Origin of the sequence: Klebsiella planticola ATCC 33531, from assembly GCF_000735435.1 — a bacterium.
In the GTDB taxonomy this organism is placed as follows: domain Bacteria; phylum Pseudomonadota; class Gammaproteobacteria; order Enterobacterales; family Enterobacteriaceae; genus Klebsiella; species Klebsiella planticola.
This window is the reverse complement of sequence record NZ_JMPP01000015.1, coordinates 1-17806: the sequence shown is the minus strand read 5'-3', so window position 1 is coordinate 17806 and position 17806 is coordinate 1. Positions and strand designations below refer to the sequence as shown.

The window sequence follows — 17806 nt, the reverse complement described above, 5'->3', positions numbered from 1 at the left end:
TTGAAATTATTTAGTCTTGGGCGGACGGTAAAGAGCCAGAAGCTCGTCCACCTTCTTTCGTGTACCACCGTTGCTGCTGATACTGCGTCGAACTTTGACGACATGCAGTTTAGCCTGACGATACCATTCGCGCGTGAGCGCGGTATCGTGGTTGGAAATCAGAACCGGAACCCGCTGTTCCAGCAGGTTCTCCGCCAGCTGCGCCAGATGGGCCTGCTGCTCGGCGTTAAAGCTGTTCGTATGATAGGCCGTAAAATTGGCGGTAGACGACAATGGCGCATACGGAGGATCGCAATAGACCACCGAAGAACCGTCCGCGCGCGCCATGCTGTCGGCATACGACTCGCAGTAGAAGTACGCATTCTGCGCCTTCTGGGCAAAATGATACAGCTCAGCTTCCGGGAAGTAGGGCTTCTTATAACGGCCGAACGGTACGTTAAATTCGCCGCGCAGATTATAGCGACACAGGCCATTGTAACCATGGCGGTTCAGATACAGGAACAGCACCGCACGACGCAGCGGATCCTGACTTTGATTGAATTCAGTACGGAACTGATAGTACTGCTCTGCCGCGTTATTCTCAGGCGTAAACATTTCACGCGCCGCCGCAACATACTCATCCGTCTGCAATTTAACGATGTTGTAAAGACCGATCAGGTCGCTGTTGATGTCCGCCAGAATATAACGAGAAAAGTCGGTATTCAGAAATACCGACCCTGCGCCCACAAAGGGCTCAATCAGACAATCGCCTTGCGGCAAGTGTTTCTTTATATCGTCAAGCAGGGGGTATTTCCCCCCTGCCCATTTCAGAAAAGCGCGATTCTTTTTCATGCTGCCTAACTAATTACCACATTCTCCGGCTGTGGAGAAAGCTCCGACAGCACCCTGCGCTTAAGACTACACCGCACTTACTTCAGATCAGCCTGAACCTGATGCAGCGGTTTCGCCCACGGGTTTTTCGCCTGCACATCCGCTGGCAGAGTGGCAACAGCACGCTTCGCTTCATCTTTCGAAGCGTAGATACCGCTGACCAGTACATACCATGGCTGACCGTTACGCGTGGTCTCGTAGACGACATATTTATCCAGCTTCTCTTTCTTCGCCCAGCTATTCAGGTTGTTGTAGTTGGAGGAGCTGCTGAGTTGCAGAGTGTAGTTACCCGACGGCGCCGCTTTCATCGAGCTGACATCACCGGCAGTTTTACCCCCGGCAGTCGCAGCCGGAGCCGCCGTCGCCGCAGCGGTAGCCGCTGGTGCGGTCGCGGTTGTCGTTGTCGTCGGAGCCGGCTTAGTTGTCTGTGCGGTGGCAACAGGTTTGCTCGGCTGAGTGACAGGCGCTTTCACCGGCGCGGCCGCGGCAGTGCTTTCAACACGCTTCGGCTGAACCGGTTTCGCTTCAACCGGGGCTTTCGCCACTGGTTTCGGCTCAATCACCGTATGCTTACGCTCTACCGGACGCGGAGCGGCGGCAGTCTGACGTTCAGTTGTTGCCTGACGCGGGGCGGCGCCATTACGGACAGGAGCAACGGTTGCCGGTTCAGTCGGCAGCGTAGAGTTCGCTACGGCGCTGTCAATCTGGCCCTGCTGCTGAGTCAAGGCATTATTCAGATCGCCCTGTACTTCAACACGCTGCTGTCCCTGCGGCTCAGCGGCAGTCTGGCCCTGAGTCGGGTTAGAGGCGATCGGCGGCAGAGAAACATCCTGCTGCGCGTTGTTTGCCGTTGTCTGGTCCTGAGCGGCAGGCTGGCCATTGCCAGACTGTCCATTGTCAGACTGATCGCCTGACAGGTTAATGCTCTTCTCGCCTGACGCGGTTTGTTCACTGGAAGAGGATGGCGACTTCAGTGCAGAGCCAATGCCGACGATCAGCAGCAGCAGCACGAGAATCCCCACCCCCATCATAATATACTGGCGGGAGGCTGGCTTCGCGGGCGCTTTCTTACGCTTGCGCGGACGACGCTCAACCTGCTGCTCTTCGGACTCTTCGTCTTCTTCAGACTCTACGTCCGCTTCATACTCTTCTTCATCGCGCTCACGGCGTGCTTTGCTGGCGCGCGTCGGACGGCTGTCGTCCGCATCAAGATCGACATCATCAAAATTGATCTGCGGATCGCTATCGCGCTCGGAAGATTGACGGGAACGACCAGTACGACGATCGCTGCGATCGGCTTTCAGATCATCTTCTGGTTTTAATTCATCCATTTAACACCCCACTAAAAGGCTTATGCTCACGACTATTGCATGTCACCTGAAATGATAACGCCGCGCGGACGCGGCTAGACCTTCTTATTGTTGCGCTAGCTGTGTATCAGCAATCGCGCCAAGAACTACATCATGCGACACTCCGCCGCGAACTTCGCTTTTCCCTATTGCCAGCGGTAGCACCAGCCGCATCTCGCCTGCCAGCACCTTTTTATCACGCATCATGTGGGGCAGATACGCCTGCGCAGTCATCTCCTGCGGCCCACGTACCGGCAAGCCCGCACGCTGCAGCAGCGTCACGATACGCTGTGTATCCTGTGCGCTGAACTGCCCTAATCGCTCGGACGTATGCGCAGCCATCACCATACCGGCAGCAACGGCTTCACCGTGTAGCCAGTTACCGTAGCCCATTTCGGCTTCAATAGCATGACCAAAAGTATGCCCAAGATTGAGTAAAGCACGTAACCCGGTTTCGCGCTCGTCGGCAGCAACAACTTCGGCTTTCAGCTCACAGCAACGACGAATACAGTACGCCATCGCCTTCTCATCAAGCGCCATCAGCGCATCGATATTGCTTTCCAGCCAGCTGAAGAATTCACCGTCGAGGATAATGCCGTACTTGATCACTTCGGCCAGTCCGGAAGAGAGTTCACGGGCCGGCAACGTCTTAAGACAGTTGAGATCGACGACCACGGAAACCGGCTGCCAGAAGGCACCAATCATGTTTTTACCAAGAGGGTGATTGACGGCCGTCTTACCGCCGACCGAAGAGTCCACCTGCGACAGCAGGGTGGTTGGAACCTGGATAAAACGCACGCCGCGCTGATAGCTAGCCGCAGCAAAGCCGGTTAGATCACCGACCACGCCACCGCCGAGCGCCACCAGAGTGGTGTCACGGCCGTGCGGTTTTTTCAGTAAAGCGGTAAAGACGGAGTCCATCACCGTCAGGCTTTTGTACTGCTCGCCGTCGGGTAGAATGACGCTATCTACGTTAACCCCCGCCTGCTCCAGTACAGAGCGAACGTTATCCAGATAAAGCGGCGCCAGCGTTTCATTGGTGACCAGCATAACCTGGTCGCCTGATTTCAGTGGCTGGAAGGAAGCTGGATCGTTAAACAAACCAGCCGCGATGGTAATCGGGTAACTACGTTCCCCGAGGGTTACAGTAAGCCTCTCCATAACGCGACGTCCACCTCAGTTGCTTTTTACTCTGACGCTCTTTATTAAGCCAGAATCAATTGCTTTCCAGCATATGAATAATCTGGTTTGCCACTACTTTTGCGCTCTGATCGTCGGTACGGATAGTGACGTCAGCAATCTCTTCATACAGTGGGTTGCGTTCGTCGGCCAACGCTTCAAGAACTTCGCGAGGCGGCGCTTCAACTTGTAATAGAGGACGCTTTTTATCGCGCTGCGTACGGGCAAGCTGCTTTTCGATCGTTGTTTCCAGGTACACCACCACGCCGCGGGCGGAGAGACGGTTACGCGTTTCACGGGATTTCACAGAGCCGCCGCCAGTCGCCAGCACAATTCCCTGTTTTTCCGTCAACTCATTGATGATCTTTTCTTCACGGTCGCGGAAGCCGTCTTCACCTTCGACATCGAAAACCCAGCCCACATCTGCGCCAGTGCGTTTCTCAATCTCTTGATCAGAATCGTAAAATTCCATATTGAGCTGTTGGGCTAACTGGCGCCCAATAGTGCTTTTGCCGGCACCCATAGGCCCAACCAGAAAGATATTGCGTTTCTCTGCCATTTTTTCGGTACTACTAAGACTATTCGTTAATGGTAAACCCGCTTCGCGAATACCCAGCGCAGCAGGACATGAACTGAAACCTCATATGCAATAGAGCGAGAGTCAGACTAAAAATTATCTCAATACTCAGGCAGGTTTGGCAACTGAATATACTCGTCATTATTCAAACTACCTCGCCGTCGGCTGCACTTATCCGCCTCCAGGTGCATAGTTATCTATGTTTCTGGGGGTAAACCAGCTTACCGCCTCGACGCATCCTGAATGATCGTGTGGATAAATCACCGGACAAAAAGGGAGGATTGATGCCGAACCCGACTCTCAAATCGGTACCCCTTGTATGCTAAATCCGTCCTCACGTCAAACACCTGAAACGTGTTTAGCAAGAAAAACCGCTTAATGCACTGCCAGAATTCGTGGGGTAATGAAGACAACCAGTTCGCGCCGTTCGTTATCTTTACCGTCGCGACGAAACAGCTGGCCGAGCAGCGGAATGTCACCCAGTAGCGGAATACTGTCGCGGGCAGATTTCTTTTTTTGCGAAAAGATTCCGCCCAGAGCCAGCGTTTCGCCGCTTTTAACTTCAACCTGCGTCTCAATTTCCTGTTTATCGATAGCCAACGCTTCGCCGTTTTCCTGCTTCAGAACCTGACCTGGCGTATTCTCAGTAATGCGTAGCTTCAGGCGCACGCGATTCTGTTGCAGAACCGTTGGCGTGACCTCCATTCCCAGAACCGCCTCTTTAAACTCAACCGATGTTGCGCCGCTTTCCCCGCTGGAGACCTGATAGGGAATTTCGCTACCCTGCTTGATGCTGGCAGGCTGCATATGAGAAGCCAGCAAACGCGGGCTGGCGATGATTTCCACCTGCTGTTTTTGCTCCAGCGCCGAAAGCTCCAGCTCCAGCAATCGCCCGCTCAGACGACCGATATTAAACCCCACGCGAGTGCTGGCATCGTTCACCGCCTGATGGCTGCTTAAGGTCGTCAGCTTACCGGAACCCGGCGCGCTGCTGGCTTCGGCCATGCTCCATTTCACCCCAAGTTCACGCAGGCTGGTTTCACTCATCGAGACGATATGTGCCGCCAGTTCGACCTGACCGACCGGCAGATCCATCTCCTGGGCCCACGCTGTCAACGTCGACAGATGCGCGGCATCGTCGTGAATGAACAGTCGATTGGTGCGTTTATCCACCGTCAGGCTGCCCCGGGCGCTGAGCAATTTGTCCCCGGACTTTGCCAGCTCGCTCGCATCGGCATGCTGCAGCATCACGCTATGCCTTTGCAAAGGCAGATTCTGCAATTGCTTCGCGCGCGCCGCCTCTTGTTGCGCCTGCCGCGCATTTTGCCAGCCCAGCGTATGCACATGCAGGACCGTGCCCTGCTGGTTATACATCAGCCCGGCGCTATCAATCACCGCGCGCAATGCCTGCTGCCAGGGAACGTTTTTCAGATGAAGCGACACCGTACCGCTGACGTCAGGCGCTACGACCAGATTTTTTTGCTGCATCTCGGCCAGCGTTTGCAGCACCTGGGCTACCGGCACATCATCAACCACCAGCGACACGAGTTGCTCATTTTTTGCCGCCGCTAGCGCTGGCAACAGTAGAAACAGCAGGCTTATCCATCGCATCATTTTTTGCTCCTTTTTCCCGCAGCCATTCCCAATGCGCAGGTTCGCATCCAGGCCCTGTTGTTATTTCAATTCGCTCCGCCGTCAGCACATGGATTCGCCAGCCCCCCGGCAAAGCGTCATCTTGTCGCACCCGTAGCCATTGGTTACGATGGTCCAGTAAATAACCCACCCAATATTGCGGATGACCGACCGCGCCACCATAGCGCCATTGCGCCAGCTGTGCCGTCTGGCAGCGATCCTCCGGAGGCAGAAACGGATCGCGATCGCCGGCCAGCAATGGTAGCGAAAGCGGCAACAGCCATAGAAAGCGCCAACCCTTACCCCACATCTTCGGCCTCCAGCTGTAACGTCATCAGCAGTGCCTCTTTTTCCGGACGCAGCGAAAAGCCCGTTACGCGCATCCCGCACTCCGCCAGCCAGGAAAACAGCGGCGGGACCGCCTGCCAGCTGGCCTCCAGCAGCAGCTCACCGCCATGCCCCGACGGGCGCCAGGTCACCAGCATGGCGCCTGATACCGGCAGCGCAACCGGCGAGAACAGCGAGCGCTGTTGCTCATCAGGAAGGACATTTTGCAAGGCAGTCTGCAGCGGCATTAACCGAAGCCACTGCTGACGCAGCCGGAGATGTCCGTCGGTTTCTGTCGGTGGAGGCGAAGCCGACAGCCGAAAAAATCACCACGAGCAGCCCCAGAATAATCGGCAGCGCGAGCCGCCCGCCACGCAGAGAAAACAATGCCGTCATTCCACGTTCAATGAGTGCCTGCATCAGCGTGCTCTCCGCTCAGGGAAAAGCGAAACTGCCAGCGCCCCGACTCACCGCGGCGCGTTTCACCGGCTTTGGCCGGTTTGAACCCGGCAACCGCACCCAGCGCTTTTTCCAGCCCCGCCACGGCATTAAGATTCAGCGCCAGACCGCTCAACATCAGGGTATCGCGCTGATACTCCAGCCGGGTTAACCAGGCCTGCTCCGGTAGTTGCGCGGCGATTGCCTGCAATCGGGGCCGCCAGGCCTCGGTTAATGCCCTTCTTTGCTGTCTCAGCCGCAGCCGCTGTGCTTGCTGCTGTCGCTCCAGCATCATGCTTTCGCGCTGACGGAGTGCGGACCAGAGCTGGTTTTCAGCCGCGGTTCTCACCGCCGCCAGCGCCTCAACCGCGTGACGCTCAGCCCGGTTAACCTGAGCCATCGTCAGCAAGAGCAGTAGAAACCCCACCGCGTACAGCAGCGCGACACGCAGCTGCTGGCGGCGACGCGCTTCACGCCATGGCAAAAAATTCACCGCCGTCGTCATCGTTATCGCCCTCCTAACGCCAGCGCAATCGCCACGGCATAGCGGTCTCCACAGCTCGGCAGCGGTGGTTGCAGGCGATGAATCACGCGCCAGGGGTCAAAAGCGGTCTCATCGCCAGAACGCGTGGCGCAGCGCTGGAGTGATTGGGCATCGATAAGCCGGGAGAGTTGTGAAAACGAAGAGGCTTCAGCGCACGGCAAACTGCCCCAGCCCTCCCGAGTTGCCCACAGCCAATGAGGCTCGTTGCGCCACGCCAGGCCTTGCGAGCCAGAGGGTAACCAGGGGAGGAACGCCGCCAGCGCGCTGGCATCCGGGACAATGCCTGCGATGCTCAGCTTCAGGCGGGCGGCGAGCTGACGCAGAACGTCGATATCCAGGCGTTGTGCCGCCGTCACCCGCCACGCGTTATTTGCCGGCGCGGCGGAATAATCGACGCACAGCGAGGCGGCGGGCATCTCCAGCTGTTGCGCCATCACGCTGGCTATCCAGGTTGCCCGCTCCCTGTCGCTCAGAGACAGCTGCGGACGCGGCAGCTGCTTTTGTAGCGTTCGGCTGGCCGGAAACGCAATGCTGACCTGATGTTGCAAAGGCAGTTCCCGCCGCCAGTTCTGCAACCGTTCAGCCAGCGCAGTCACGTCAACCACCATGCCATGACGCACGATGCCGGGCGCCAGTTCGATGTCCCACCAGCGGCATAACGCCCAGCGGGAACGCGCATAGCGCAGTGCGACCAGCACGATTGCGTCCTGTTGAATATGCATCCCGATTCGCCAGTTGCTGAAAGCCATGCTTACGATCTCCTTGTCCGCCATTACGGCTCGACTCTATCAATGCACCAGGCTTGCCTTTATACTACCGCGCGTTTGTTTATAAACTGCCCAAATTAAACTTAATGGGAAATCTCCGGTGAAGTTCGTAAAGTATCTATTGATCCTTGCAGTCTGTTGCGTACTGCTGGGAGCAGGCTCGGTTTTTGGCCTCTATAAATATATTGAGCCGCAACTCCCTGACGTCGCGACCTTGAAGGATGTGCGTTTGCAGATCCCGATGCAGGTCTATAGCGCGGATGGTGAGCTTATTGCGCAGTATGGCGAGAAACGCCGTATTCCCGTCACGTTGCAGCAAATGCCGCCCGAGCTGATCAAAGCGTTTATTGCCACCGAAGATAGTCGTTTCTATGAGCATCACGGCGTCGATCCAGTCGGTATTTTTCGTGCAGCCAGCGTTGCCATGTTCTCAGGCCATGCCTCACAGGGCGCCAGTACGATCACCCAGCAGTTAGCGCGTAACTTCTTCCTGAGCCCAGAGAAGACGCTGATGCGTAAGATCAAAGAGGCCTTCCTGGCGATTCGCATCGAGCAGTTGCTGAATAAAGACGAAATCCTTGAGCTGTACCTGAATAAAATCTATCTCGGCTACCGCGCCTATGGCGTCGGCGCGGCGGCGCAGGTTTACTTTGGTAAATCTATCGACCAGCTTAGCCTGAGCGAAATGGCCGTTATCGCTGGCCTGCCTAAAGCACCATCGACATTTAACCCGCTCTATTCCATGGACCGCGCGACCGCGCGTCGCAACGTTGTTCTGGCACGTATGCTGAGCGAAGGCTATATCACGCAGGCGCAATACGATCAGGCGCGCAACGAAGCCATTGACGCCCGCTACCACGCACCGGAAATCGCCTTCTCGGCACCTTATCTCAGTGAAATGGTGCGCCAGGAGATGGTTAACCGCTATGGCGAACAGGCGTATGAAGATGGCTATCGCGTTTACACCACTATCACGCGTAAAAACCAGCAGTCTGCTCAGCAGGCCGTCCGCAATAACGTGCTGGATTACGATATGCGCCATGGCTACCGCGGCCCGGCCAACGTGCTGTGGAAAGTGGGCGAAACGCCCTGGGATCACGCGAAAATCATCGCATCGCTGAAAAGCCTGCCCGGCTACGGGCCGCTTGCTCCGGCGGTAATTACCTCGGCAAATCCCCAGGAAGCGGTCGCATTATTAAGTAATGGAACGTCGGTCACGCTGAACATGGAGGGCGTCCGCTGGGCGCGTCGCTTTATCTCCGATACCCAGCAAGGAGCGACTCCGCGGAAAGTCACCGATGTCCTGCAGTCCGGGCAGCAGGTTTGGGTCCGTCAGGTCGGCGACAGCTGGTGGTTGTCGCAGGTACCGGATGTAAACTCGGCGTTGGTTTCCATTAACCCGCAGAACGGCGCCATTATCGCCCTGGTCGGCGGGTTCGACTTCAATCAAAGTAAATTCAACCGCGCGACCCAGGCCCTGCGCCAGGTAGGCTCAAACATTAAGCCGTTCCTCTACACTGCGGCGATGGATAAAGGCCTGACGCTGGCCAGTATGCTTAACGATGTGCCGATTTCCCGTTGGGACGCCGGCGCAGGTTCCGACTGGCAGCCGAAAAACTCCCCGCCGCAGTACGCCGGCCCGATTCGCTTGCGTCAGGGACTGGGGCAGTCGAAGAACGTCGTGATGGTTCGCGCCATGCGTGCCATGGGCGTGGATTACGCGGCGGAGTATCTACAGCGTTTCGGTTTCCCGGCGGGGAATATCGTGCATACCGAGTCGCTGGCGCTGGGGTCCGCATCCTTTACGCCGCTGCAGGTTGCGCGCGGTTATTCGGTGATGGCCAACGGCGGCTTCCTGGTAACGCCGTTCTTTATCAGCAAAATCGAGACCGATCAGGGCGGCGTGATCTTTGAAGAGCGGCCTAAAGTTGCCTGTCCGCAGTGCAACCTGCCGGTAATTTACGGCGATACGCCGAAATCCGACGTGCTGGAAAATAAAGATGTCGAAGATGTCGCGACCTCTGCAACACCGCAGAACTCCGCGCTGCCGCCGCAGCCAGAGCTTGAACAGGTCAACCAGGCGCTGGTAGCGCAAACCGGCGCCCCGGAATACGCGCCGCATGTGATCAGCACGCCGCTGTCATTCCTGATTAAAAGCGCCCTGAACAGTAACATCTTCGGCGAACCGGGCTGGATGGGGACCGGCTGGCGCGCCGGTCGCGATCTGCAGCGCCACGATATCGGCGGTAAAACGGGGACCACCAACAGTTCAAAAGATGCGTGGTTCTCCGGTTATGGTCCGGGTGTCGTGACGTCGGTATGGATTGGTTTTGACGATCACCGCCGCGATCTGGGGCGAACCACCGCATCCGGGGCGATTAAAGATCAGATCTCTGGCTATGAGGGGGGAGCCAAAAGCGCCCAGCCAGCCTGGGATGACTTTATGAAACGCGTGCTGGAAGGCGTACCTGAAGAGCCATTAACCCCGCCGCCTGGCGTGGTAACGGTCAATATCGACCGCAGCACCGGCCAGTTGGCAAGCGGTGGTAACAGCCGCGCCGAATACTTCATTGACGGCACACAGCCGACCCATCAGGCGGTGCATGAAGTGGGGACCACCATCACCGATGGTGGCGGTGAGACCCACGAATTGTTCTGATAAAAAAAGCGCCTGCGGGCGCTTTTTTTCTGCTTCTGTTTGCAGGCCATGGTTGCAGGCCAGATGTCTGGCAAGGCGTCGGGCAGTCTACAAGCGTCCCTGAGCCCGCAGCCACTCGCGGACCAAAAACAGGGCGCTGACGTTGCGCGCTTCATTAAAATCTTCATCATCCAACAGCGTCATCAGCTGCGACAGCGGCCAGCGTACCTGCGGTAAGGGTTCCGGCTCATCGCCAGGCAGCGATTCCGGGTACAGATCTTCAGCCACCAGGATATTCATCTTGCTGGAGAAATAGGACGGTGCCATGCTCAGTTTTTTCAGGAACGTCAGCTTATTCGCGCCGAAACCGACCTCTTCTTTCAGCTCACGGTTCGCGGCTTCCATAACGGTTTCGCCCGGATCAATCAGCCCTTTAGAAAACCCAAGCTCATAAGATTCGGTGCCAACGGCATATTCACGAATCAGAATGAGATGGTCATCGACAATCGGTACAATCATCACGGCTTCACGCGTCGAAGGGCGCATGCGTTCATAAACGCGACGCACGCCGTTGCTGAATTCCAGGTCCACGCTTTCAACGTTAAAAAGACGCGAACGCGCTACTGTTTCAACATTGAGAATGGTGGGTTTTTGTAATGATTTGCTCATTGTTATCGATCTATGCTGTGATTCCAGAAGTCATTGTGCGATACGCAGCACGGTTTCGGCAATTCAATTCGCCACTTATTTACATAGTTGCAACTTGCACGCCCAAAACACGAGAATCAGAAAGATAAAAAAGTCAATAGGTTGAAATGTTTTTGAGAATTTACTGATTCCTGGATTTTAACGATTTTGATAAGCTTGTATGCTGCTGTATCGCACAATAAATTTTCCCGTATACATACGCTATCTGCCGAGAGCACACTGCAGGTTCACGCAAAGTGTTAAGCAACTAAAGACACCTGTAAGAAAAGAATAACTACGATGGGATGGGCATGGGCACCTTTCTGATTTCTTTCACAGCTCTGCTAATCTGCGCATTGCTTATCGGGTGGTGGTATCGATCGCATGCCAGACGTCGCCGCCTCCCCCTCCTGCATGCCTTTAGCGATGCCGTCACCCGCAAGCTTTCTGAGCAAGAACGCCGCGCGGTGGAAAAGTACCTTGAAGGTCTCAACCACGCCCGACAGATGCCGGCATCGGGGGCAAGCGTTGCCCCTGCCGCACTGTCTCTCACTCAACAGAGCGATACCGTCTTCACGGTGACCCGCGCCATTACGCGCTATGGCATTACCACCGATGACCCGAACAAATGGCGCTACTTCCTCGACTCGGTGGAGGTGCATCTGCCGCCCTTCTGGGAGCAGTATATCAATGACGAAAATAGCGTTGAGCTGATACCCACCGACAGCCTGCCGCTGGTCATTGCGCTCAATGGCCACGCGCTCAGCGACTACCCGCAGGAGAGCCGCGGTTACGCCCTTGAACGGGCGTCGTCAACCCAGGCGTCAATCCGCGGGGAAGAGAGCGAGCAGATCGAGCTGTTAAGTATTCGCCAGGAAACGGCTGAGGAATACGCGCTGAGTCGGCCGGATGGGCTGCGTGAAGCGATCTTTATCGTCACCTCGTTCCTGCTGTTTTACTTCAGCCTGATAAGCCCCTACGTGTTTACCCCGTGGCTAATGCTCGGCGGGCTGCTGTTACTGGCTGCGGGCCTGTGGGGGATCTACGCGCCGCCGCGTAAAACGGCGCTCCGGGAGATCCACTGCCTGCGCGGGATGCCCAAACGCTGGGGTCTGTTTGGCGAAAATGACCAGGAGCATATCAATAATATCTCCCTGGGGATTATCGATCTGATCTATCCGCGCCACTGGCAGCCCTGGATTGCCCAGGATCTCGGCCAGCAGACGGATATCGATATCTATCTCAGCCGTCACGTCGTGCGCCAGGGCCGCTTCCTGTCGTTGCACGATGAAGTGAAACACTTCCCGCTTCAGTACTGGCTGCGTAGCGCCATTATCGCCACCGGCGCACTGCTGGTGGTGGTGATGCTGTGGGCCAGCGTACCGTTGAATATGCCGTTTAAGTTTACGCTTTCGTGGCTGAAAGGGGCGCAAACCATTGAAGCGACCACCGTCGCCCAACTGGAGAAGTCGCAGGTTCGTCTTGGCGATACGCTGCGATTGAAAGGTACCGGAACCTGCAATATCCACTCGCCGGATACCTGGACGGCGAAAGAGAACTCGCCGTTTATGCCGTTTGATTGCTCGCAGATCATCTGGAATGGCGCGCCTCCCCTACCGCTCCCGGAGTCCGACGTCGTCAGCAAAGCCACGGCGCTGATGCAATCCGTGCAGCGCCAGCTACATCCCGATCCGGACGATGATTCGCACGTCAGCCCCGCGCTACGCTCGGCGATTCAGAAATCAGGGATGGTGCTGCTGGATGATTTTGGCGATATCGTCATTAAAACCAACAACCTGTGCGCGGCAAAAGATGACTGCACCCGTTTGAAAAACGCGCTGGTTAACCTGGGCAATACGCGTAACTGGGAAGCGCTGACCAAACGCGCCAACTCGGGCAAGCTGGATGGCGTCAACGTTCTGCTGCGCCCGGTAAGCGCCGAGTCGCTGGAAAATCTGGTGACCACCTCAACGGCACCGTTTGTCATTCGTGAGACCTCACGCGCAGCGCAGGCCCTTAACAGTCCGGCTCCCGGCGGTTTCCTGATTGTCAGTGACGAAGGCAGCGATCTGGTAAATCAGCCGTGGCCGACCACCAGCTTGTATGACTATCCGGCGCATGAACAGTGGGGCGAACTGCAGCGGCTGGCCAGAATGCTGATGCATACGCCATTCCACGCCGAGGGGATTGTTACCAATCTCTATACCGATGCCAATGGCACGCAGCACATCAACCTGCATCGCATTCCGGACCGTTCAGGTCTGTGGCGCTATCTGGGGACGACGCTGCTTCTGCTGACCATGCTGGGCTGCTTGTCGTGGCACGGGATCCTGACGATTCGTCGCTACCAGCGTCATCGCCAGCGAATGGAAGATATTCAGAAATACTATGAAAGCTGTCTGAATCCGGTACTCATCCCCTCGCCGGAACATCAAGAGTAATTCCCTGCGCGGCGGGGTGTGATACCCTGTCGCGCATTTCCCCTCGCTGGAGACTCACCATGCATTTTGATATCGCCTGGCAGGAGGTTGATACCGTTCTGCTGGATATGGATGGCACGCTGCTCGACCTCGCCTTCGACAACTATTTCTGGCAAAAGCTGGTGCCGGAAACCTGGGGGGCGGCACGTGGCCTCAACCTGCAGGAGGCCAAAGAGGCGATGCACCAGGAGTATCACGCGGTGCAGCATACGCTAAACTGGTACTGTCTGGACTACTGGAGCGAGCGCCTGAATTTGGATATTCGTGCGATGACCAGCGAGCAGGGGCCGCGAGCGGCGCTGCGTGAAGATACCGTCCCGTTCCTTGATGCCCTCAAGGCCAGCGGCAAGCGGCGCATCCTGCTGACCAACGCCCATCCGCACAATCTGGCGGTAAAGCTTGAACATACCGGTCTCGACGCACACCTTGATTTATTGCTTTCTACCCACACATTTGGTTATCCGAAAGAAGATCAGCGTCTGTGGCGTGCGGTAGCGGAAGAAACCGGCTTCGATGCGCGCAAAACGCTCTTTGTTGACGATAGCGAGGCGATTCTCGATGCCGCGGCTCAGTTTGGTATTCGTTACTGCCTGGGCGTCACGAATCCGGATTCCGGACTGGCGGAAAAAAGCTATGCCCGCCATCCGGGACTGAACGACTACCGGCGCCTGATCCCTTCGCTGACCCTAAAGGAGAGGCCATGAAAGAGAAGCCCGTCGAAGCCGTCAGGCTGGACAAATGGCTTTGGGCAGCCCGCATTTATAAAACCCGTGCGCTGGCGCGCGAGATGATTGAAGGCGGCAAGGTGCATTACAACGGCCAACGCAGCAAGCCGGGTAAAGTCGTTGAACAGGGCGCCACCCTGACGCTACGCCAGGGCAACGACGAACGTACCCTGCTGGTCAAAGGGATAACGGAACAGCGCCGACCTGCCAGTGAAGCCGTCGCGTTGTATGAAGAGACGGCAGAGAGCATCGAGAAACGCGAGAAAATGGCGCTGGCGCGCAAAATGAACGCGCTGACCATGCCGCATCCCGACAGACGTCCGGACAAGAAAGAACGCCGCGACCTGATGAGATTTAAACACGGCGACAGTGAGTAACCGCCTATACCTGTAGGCACCGCTGTTGCCAGCAAGAGAGACCATTATGACTCAACACGATCAATTACATCGTTATCTGTTTGAAAACTATGCCGTACGCGGTGAACTGGTTACCGTCTCGGAAACCCTGGAACAGATTCTGGCGAACCACAGCTACCCGCAGCCGGTCAAAACCGTGCTGGCAGAGCTGCTCGTCGCCACCAGCCTGCTGACCGCCACGCTGAAGTTTGCCGGCGATATCACCGTGCAGCTGCAGGGCGATGGTCCTCTGTCTCTGGCGGTTATCAACGGGACGAATCAGCAGCAGCTGCGCGGCGTAGCGCGGACTCAGGGCGATATTCCGGAAGATGCGGACCTGAAAACGCTGGTCGGTAACGGGTACCTGGTCATCACCATTTCACCGGATGAAGGTGAGCGCTATCAGGGCGTGGTCGGTCTGGAAGGCGACACCCTGGCGGCTTGCCTGGAAGATTATTTCCAGCGCTCAGAACAGTTGCCGACGCGCCTTATCATTCGCACCGGCGAACATGAAGGGAAACCGATGGCGGGCGGCATGCTGCTTCAGGTCATGCCGGCACAAGAGACCCAGGCCAATGATTTCGAACATCTGGCTACGCTCACTGAGACCATCAAAGCCGAGGAGCTGTTCACCCTCTCTGCCACTGACGTCCTGTGGCGTCTGTATCACGAAGAAGAAGTGACCGTGTACGATCCGCAGAATGTGGAATTTAAATGTACCTGTTCCCGCGAACGCTGCGCCGGGGCGCTGAAAACGCTGCCGGATGAAGAGATCGACAGCATTCTCGCAGACGAAGGGGAAATTGATATGCACTGCGATTACTGCGGCAATCATTATCTCTTCAACGCCATGGATATCGCCGAGATTCGCAATAATGCCTCTCCGGCTGACCCGCAGGTTCACTGATAATCCTGTCCGCCAGAGCTCGCGGCGGAGGTTTTCAGCCTCCGCCGCGCCTGTTGTCAAACATTTCCTCGCGTGATGAATCGATTTTCACTGAAAGAGTTACGTAATTTTCTTTCAAGAAAGCGATTACATTCACAATTCAGCAGTTTTTTTAATTACTTTTTAACCAATAAGAAACATCTATCCCCACCAACGGCCAATTTCCTGAGATAATCACGCATGTTTCGTGACAGGAGTCACCGTGTTTTTCGTAAGTAAGGCGTTTGTCGAGATACGTAAATCTATGAGCCTGGTCGCGGTCTATACCCCGAAAGAACCCCTACAATTTAAAGCAGTATATATTATTGGCTAAGGAGCAGTGACATGCGCGTTAATAATGGTTTAACCCCGCAGGATCTCAAGGCTTATGGTATCAATGACGTCCAGGATATCGTCCACAACCCTAGTTACGATACGTTGTATCAAGAAGAACTCGATCCCACTCTGGAAGGGTATGAGCGCGGCGTACTAACCAATCTGGGAGCGATCGCCGTCGATACCGGTATTTTTACCGGTCGCTCGCCGAAAGATAAATATATCGTTCGTGACGATACAACTCGCGATACCGTGTGGTGGTCTGATAAAGGCAACGGTAAAAACGACAACAAACCGCTCTCTCAGGAAACCTGGCAGCACCTGAAAGATCTGGTCACTCATCAGCTTTCCGGCAAGCGTCTGTTCATCGTTGATGCGTTCTGCGGCGCCAATGCCGACACACGTCTGAGCGTACGCTTCATTACCGAAGTGGCCTGGCAGGCACACTTCGTCAAGAACATGTTTATTCGCCCAGGCGATGAAGAACTGGCCAACTTTAAGCCGGATTTCATCGTGATGAACGGCGCCAAATGCACCAACCCGCAGTGGAAGGAGCAGGGACTCAACTCTGAAAACTTCGTTGCCTTCAACCTGACGGAGCGGATCCAGCTGATCGGCGGGACCTGGTACGGCGGCGAAATGAAGAAAGGGATGTTCTCTATCATGAACTACCTGCTGCCGCTGCAGGGTATCGCGTCGATGCACTGTTCCGCTAACGTCGGCGAGAAAGGCGACGTGGCGGTCTTCTTTGGCCTCTCCGGCACCGGCAAAACCACCCTTTCCACCGATCCGAAACGCCGCCTGATCGGCGATGACGAGCACGGCTGGGATGACGATGGCGTCTTCAACTTCGAAGGCGGCTGCTATGCCAAGACCATTAAACTCTCCGAAGCCGCAGAGCCAGATATCTATCACGCGATTCGTCGTGATGCGCTGCTGGAAAACGTGGTGGTTCGCGCGGACGGCACGATTGATTTCGACGATGGTTCGAAAACCGAGAACACCCGTGTCTCCTACCCGATCGATCATATCGAGAACATCGTTAAGCCGATCTCGAAAGCGGGCCATGCCACCAAAGTTATCTTCCTGACCGCGGATGCATTCGGCGTACTGCCGCCGGTATCGCGCCTGACGGCAGATCAGACCCAGTATCACTTCCTCTCTGGCTTTACCGCTAAACTGGCCGGTACCGAGCGTGGCGTCACCGAGCCGACGCCAACCTTCTCCGCCTGCTTCGGCGCCGCGTTTTTGTCGCTGCACCCGACGCAGTATGCGGAAGTCCTGGTGAAGCGCATGCAGGCGTCCGGCGCGCAGGCTTATCTGGTCAACACCGGCTGGAATGGCACCGGCAAACGTATCTCGATTAAAGATACTCGCGCCATTATCGACGCCATTCTTGACGGGTCGCTGGACGATGCGGAAACCTTCACGCTGCCGATGTTCGATTTGCAGATCCCAATCTCGCTGCCAGGTGTCGATACGCACATCCTCGACCCGCGCAACACCTACGGTTCGCCAGAGCAGTGGCAGGAGAAGGCCGAGCAGCTGGCGAAGCTGTTCGTAGAGAACTTCGAGAAGTACACCGATACGCCAGCGGGCGCCGCGCTGGTCGCTGCCGGTCCGAAACGCTAACCGTGTATCCATAAAGAATAAGCCGGGCAATGCCCGGCTTTTTTTATGCTCTCGCGCCGACTCGCGCGATTCAGGCGGCCGCGAGCGGCCGCTTAACTCTCTTTGCTCTGTTTCGTCGGCATTAACGCACGTTGAACCGGAACCGGCAGCCAGGCGCGAATTAACAGCCCGCCCCGCTCGCTGGAGCCAATCTCCAGGCGACCGTTATGGTTATCGATAATACGCTGCACAATCGCCAGTCCCAGCCCGGTACCGCTGGTGCTGCGGGCGCTATCGCCACGCACAACGGCTGGAACAGATGCTCG

At 56.3% G+C, this 17806-nt stretch carries 16 protein-coding genes and 1 pseudogene; 6 read left to right on the top strand and 11 right to left on the bottom strand.

Annotated elements, in window-relative coordinates:
- Nucleotides 1–6 precede the first annotated feature (6 nt).
- The 9 genes from dam to GRPL_RS19265 all read right to left on the bottom strand — a co-directional run bounded on the left by dam (nucleotide 7) and on the right by GRPL_RS19265 (nucleotide 7665).
- On the bottom strand, nucleotides 7–831 hold the full coding sequence (gene dam / locus GRPL_RS19230) for an adenine-specific DNA-methyltransferase (protein WP_032690461.1): 825 nt from the start codon (nucleotides 829–831) through the stop codon (nucleotides 7–9).
- Nucleotides 832–908: 77 nt separating this feature from the next.
- Nucleotides 909–2201 (bottom strand): cell division protein DamX, encoded by a 1293-nt coding sequence (gene damX, locus GRPL_RS19235; protein WP_032698703.1) that lies wholly within the window; start codon nucleotides 2199–2201, stop codon nucleotides 909–911.
- An 84-nt stretch (nucleotides 2202–2285) separates the two neighbouring features.
- Entirely contained in the window at nucleotides 2286–3380 is a 1095-nt protein-coding gene (aroB, locus tag GRPL_RS19240; RefSeq protein WP_032698701.1) for a 3-dehydroquinate synthase, read from the bottom strand.
- Between the two features lie 55 nt (nucleotides 3381–3435).
- Nucleotides 3436–3957: a shikimate kinase AroK gene (gene aroK / locus GRPL_RS19245; RefSeq protein ID WP_004868452.1), complete on the bottom strand. Its 522-nt coding sequence runs from the start codon at nucleotides 3955–3957 to the stop codon at nucleotides 3436–3438.
- A 393-nt stretch (nucleotides 3958–4350) separates the two neighbouring features.
- Nucleotides 4351–5589, bottom strand: a complete 1239-nt coding sequence (gene hofQ / locus GRPL_RS19250; RefSeq protein ID WP_032690458.1) for a DNA uptake porin HofQ — start codon at nucleotides 5587–5589, stop codon at nucleotides 4351–4353.
- A complete protein-coding gene (locus tag GRPL_RS19255; protein ID WP_032690457.1) occupies nucleotides 5528–5917 on the bottom strand; it encodes a HofP DNA utilization family protein in 390 nt (129 codons plus the stop codon). Before GRPL_RS19255 ends, hofQ begins: the two co-directional genes overlap by 62 nt.
- On the bottom strand, nucleotides 5907–6182 hold the full coding sequence (locus tag GRPL_RS28210; RefSeq protein WP_228134572.1) for a HofO family protein: 276 nt from the start codon (nucleotides 6180–6182) through the stop codon (nucleotides 5907–5909). Before GRPL_RS28210 ends, GRPL_RS19255 begins: the two co-directional genes overlap by 11 nt.
- Nucleotides 6183–6337: 155 nt before the next feature.
- Nucleotides 6338–6877 carry a PilN domain-containing protein gene (locus GRPL_RS19260; RefSeq protein WP_032698699.1) on the bottom strand — a complete coding sequence of 180 codons (540 nt, stop codon included), beginning with the start codon at nucleotides 6875–6877 and terminating at the stop codon, nucleotides 6338–6340.
- Between the two features lie 2 nt (nucleotides 6878–6879).
- Nucleotides 6880–7665: a type IV pilus biogenesis protein PilM gene (locus tag GRPL_RS19265; RefSeq protein ID WP_032696896.1), complete on the bottom strand. Its 786-nt coding sequence runs from the start codon at nucleotides 7663–7665 to the stop codon at nucleotides 6880–6882.
- 118 nt (nucleotides 7666–7783) lie between these two features.
- Here GRPL_RS19265 and mrcA point away from each other — a divergent pair, with 118 nt between their 5' ends.
- On the top strand, nucleotides 7784–10342 hold the full coding sequence (gene mrcA, locus GRPL_RS19270) for a peptidoglycan glycosyltransferase/peptidoglycan DD-transpeptidase MrcA (RefSeq protein ID WP_032698697.1): 2559 nt from the start codon (nucleotides 7784–7786) through the stop codon (nucleotides 10340–10342).
- 87 nt (nucleotides 10343–10429) lie between these two features.
- Here the strand turns inward: mrcA and nudE are convergent, their stop codons facing one another.
- A complete protein-coding gene (gene nudE, locus GRPL_RS19275; RefSeq protein ID WP_032696898.1) occupies nucleotides 10430–10990 on the bottom strand; it encodes an ADP compounds hydrolase NudE in 561 nt (186 codons plus the stop codon).
- A gap of 329 nt (nucleotides 10991–11319) precedes the next feature.
- On the opposite strand from nudE, the gene GRPL_RS19280 reads away from it, so the two are divergent.
- From GRPL_RS19280 to pckA, 5 genes are all read left to right on the top strand, one after another.
- Entirely contained in the window at nucleotides 11320–13449 is a 2130-nt protein-coding gene (locus GRPL_RS19280) for an intracellular growth attenuator family protein (protein ID WP_032698696.1), read from the top strand.
- A gap of 59 nt (nucleotides 13450–13508) precedes the next feature.
- Nucleotides 13509–14192, top strand: a complete 684-nt coding sequence (gene yrfG, locus GRPL_RS19285; protein ID WP_032690450.1) for a GMP/IMP nucleotidase — start codon at nucleotides 13509–13511, stop codon at nucleotides 14190–14192.
- Nucleotides 14189–14590 (top strand): ribosome-associated heat shock protein Hsp15, encoded by a 402-nt coding sequence (hslR, locus tag GRPL_RS19290; protein ID WP_032690449.1) that lies wholly within the window; start codon nucleotides 14189–14191, stop codon nucleotides 14588–14590. The genes yrfG and hslR overlap by 4 nt, the downstream gene beginning before the upstream one ends.
- A gap of 46 nt (nucleotides 14591–14636) precedes the next feature.
- A complete protein-coding gene (gene hslO / locus GRPL_RS19295) occupies nucleotides 14637–15515 on the top strand; it encodes an Hsp33 family molecular chaperone HslO (protein ID WP_032690448.1) in 879 nt (292 codons plus the stop codon).
- Nucleotides 15516–15878: 363 nt separating this feature from the next.
- Nucleotides 15879–17501, top strand: coding sequence for a phosphoenolpyruvate carboxykinase (ATP) (pckA, locus tag GRPL_RS19300; RefSeq protein WP_032690447.1), 1623 nt, complete (start codon nucleotides 15879–15881; stop codon nucleotides 17499–17501).
- 92 nt (nucleotides 17502–17593) lie between these two features.
- Here the strand turns inward: pckA and GRPL_RS19305 are convergent.
- Nucleotides 17594–17806, bottom strand: a pseudogene (locus GRPL_RS19305) (ATP-binding protein); the annotation flags it as partial.

Bases quoted from the DNA above. Each gene is read 5' to 3' on its own strand.
- dam (WP_032690461.1), bottom strand. From the start codon at position 831: ATGAAAAAGAATCGCGCTTTTCTGAAATGGGCAGGGGGGAAATACCCC.
- damX (WP_032698703.1), bottom strand. From the start codon at position 2,201: ATGGATGAATTAAAACCAGAAGATGATCTGAAAGCCGATCGCAGCGAT.
- aroB (WP_032698701.1), bottom strand. From the start codon at position 3,380: ATGGAGAGGCTTACTGTAACCCTCGGGGAACGTAGTTACCCGATTACC.
- aroK (WP_004868452.1), bottom strand. From the start codon at position 3,957: ATGGCAGAGAAACGCAATATCTTTCTGGTTGGGCCTATGGGTGCCGGC.
- hofQ (WP_032690458.1), bottom strand. From the start codon at position 5,589: ATGATGCGATGGATAAGCCTGCTGTTTCTACTGTTGCCAGCGCTAGCG.
- GRPL_RS19255 (WP_032690457.1), bottom strand. From the start codon at position 5,917: ATGTGGGGTAAGGGTTGGCGCTTTCTATGGCTGTTGCCGCTTTCGCTA.
- GRPL_RS28210 (WP_228134572.1), bottom strand. From the start codon at position 6,182: ATGCCGCTGCAGACTGCCTTGCAAAATGTCCTTCCTGATGAGCAACAG.
- GRPL_RS19260 (WP_032698699.1), bottom strand. From the start codon at position 6,877: ATGACGACGGCGGTGAATTTTTTGCCATGGCGTGAAGCGCGTCGCCGC.
- GRPL_RS19265 (WP_032696896.1), bottom strand. From the start codon at position 7,665: ATGGCTTTCAGCAACTGGCGAATCGGGATGCATATTCAACAGGACGCA.
- nudE (WP_032696898.1), bottom strand. From the start codon at position 10,990: ATGAGCAAATCATTACAAAAACCCACCATTCTCAATGTTGAAACAGTA.
- GRPL_RS19280 (WP_032698696.1), top strand. From the start codon at position 11,320: ATGGGCACCTTTCTGATTTCTTTCACAGCTCTGCTAATCTGCGCATTG.
- yrfG (WP_032690450.1), top strand. From the start codon at position 13,509: ATGCATTTTGATATCGCCTGGCAGGAGGTTGATACCGTTCTGCTGGAT.
- hslR (WP_032690449.1), top strand. From the start codon at position 14,189: ATGAAAGAGAAGCCCGTCGAAGCCGTCAGGCTGGACAAATGGCTTTGG.
- hslO (WP_032690448.1), top strand. From the start codon at position 14,637: ATGACTCAACACGATCAATTACATCGTTATCTGTTTGAAAACTATGCC.
- pckA (WP_032690447.1), top strand. From the start codon at position 15,879: ATGCGCGTTAATAATGGTTTAACCCCGCAGGATCTCAAGGCTTATGGT.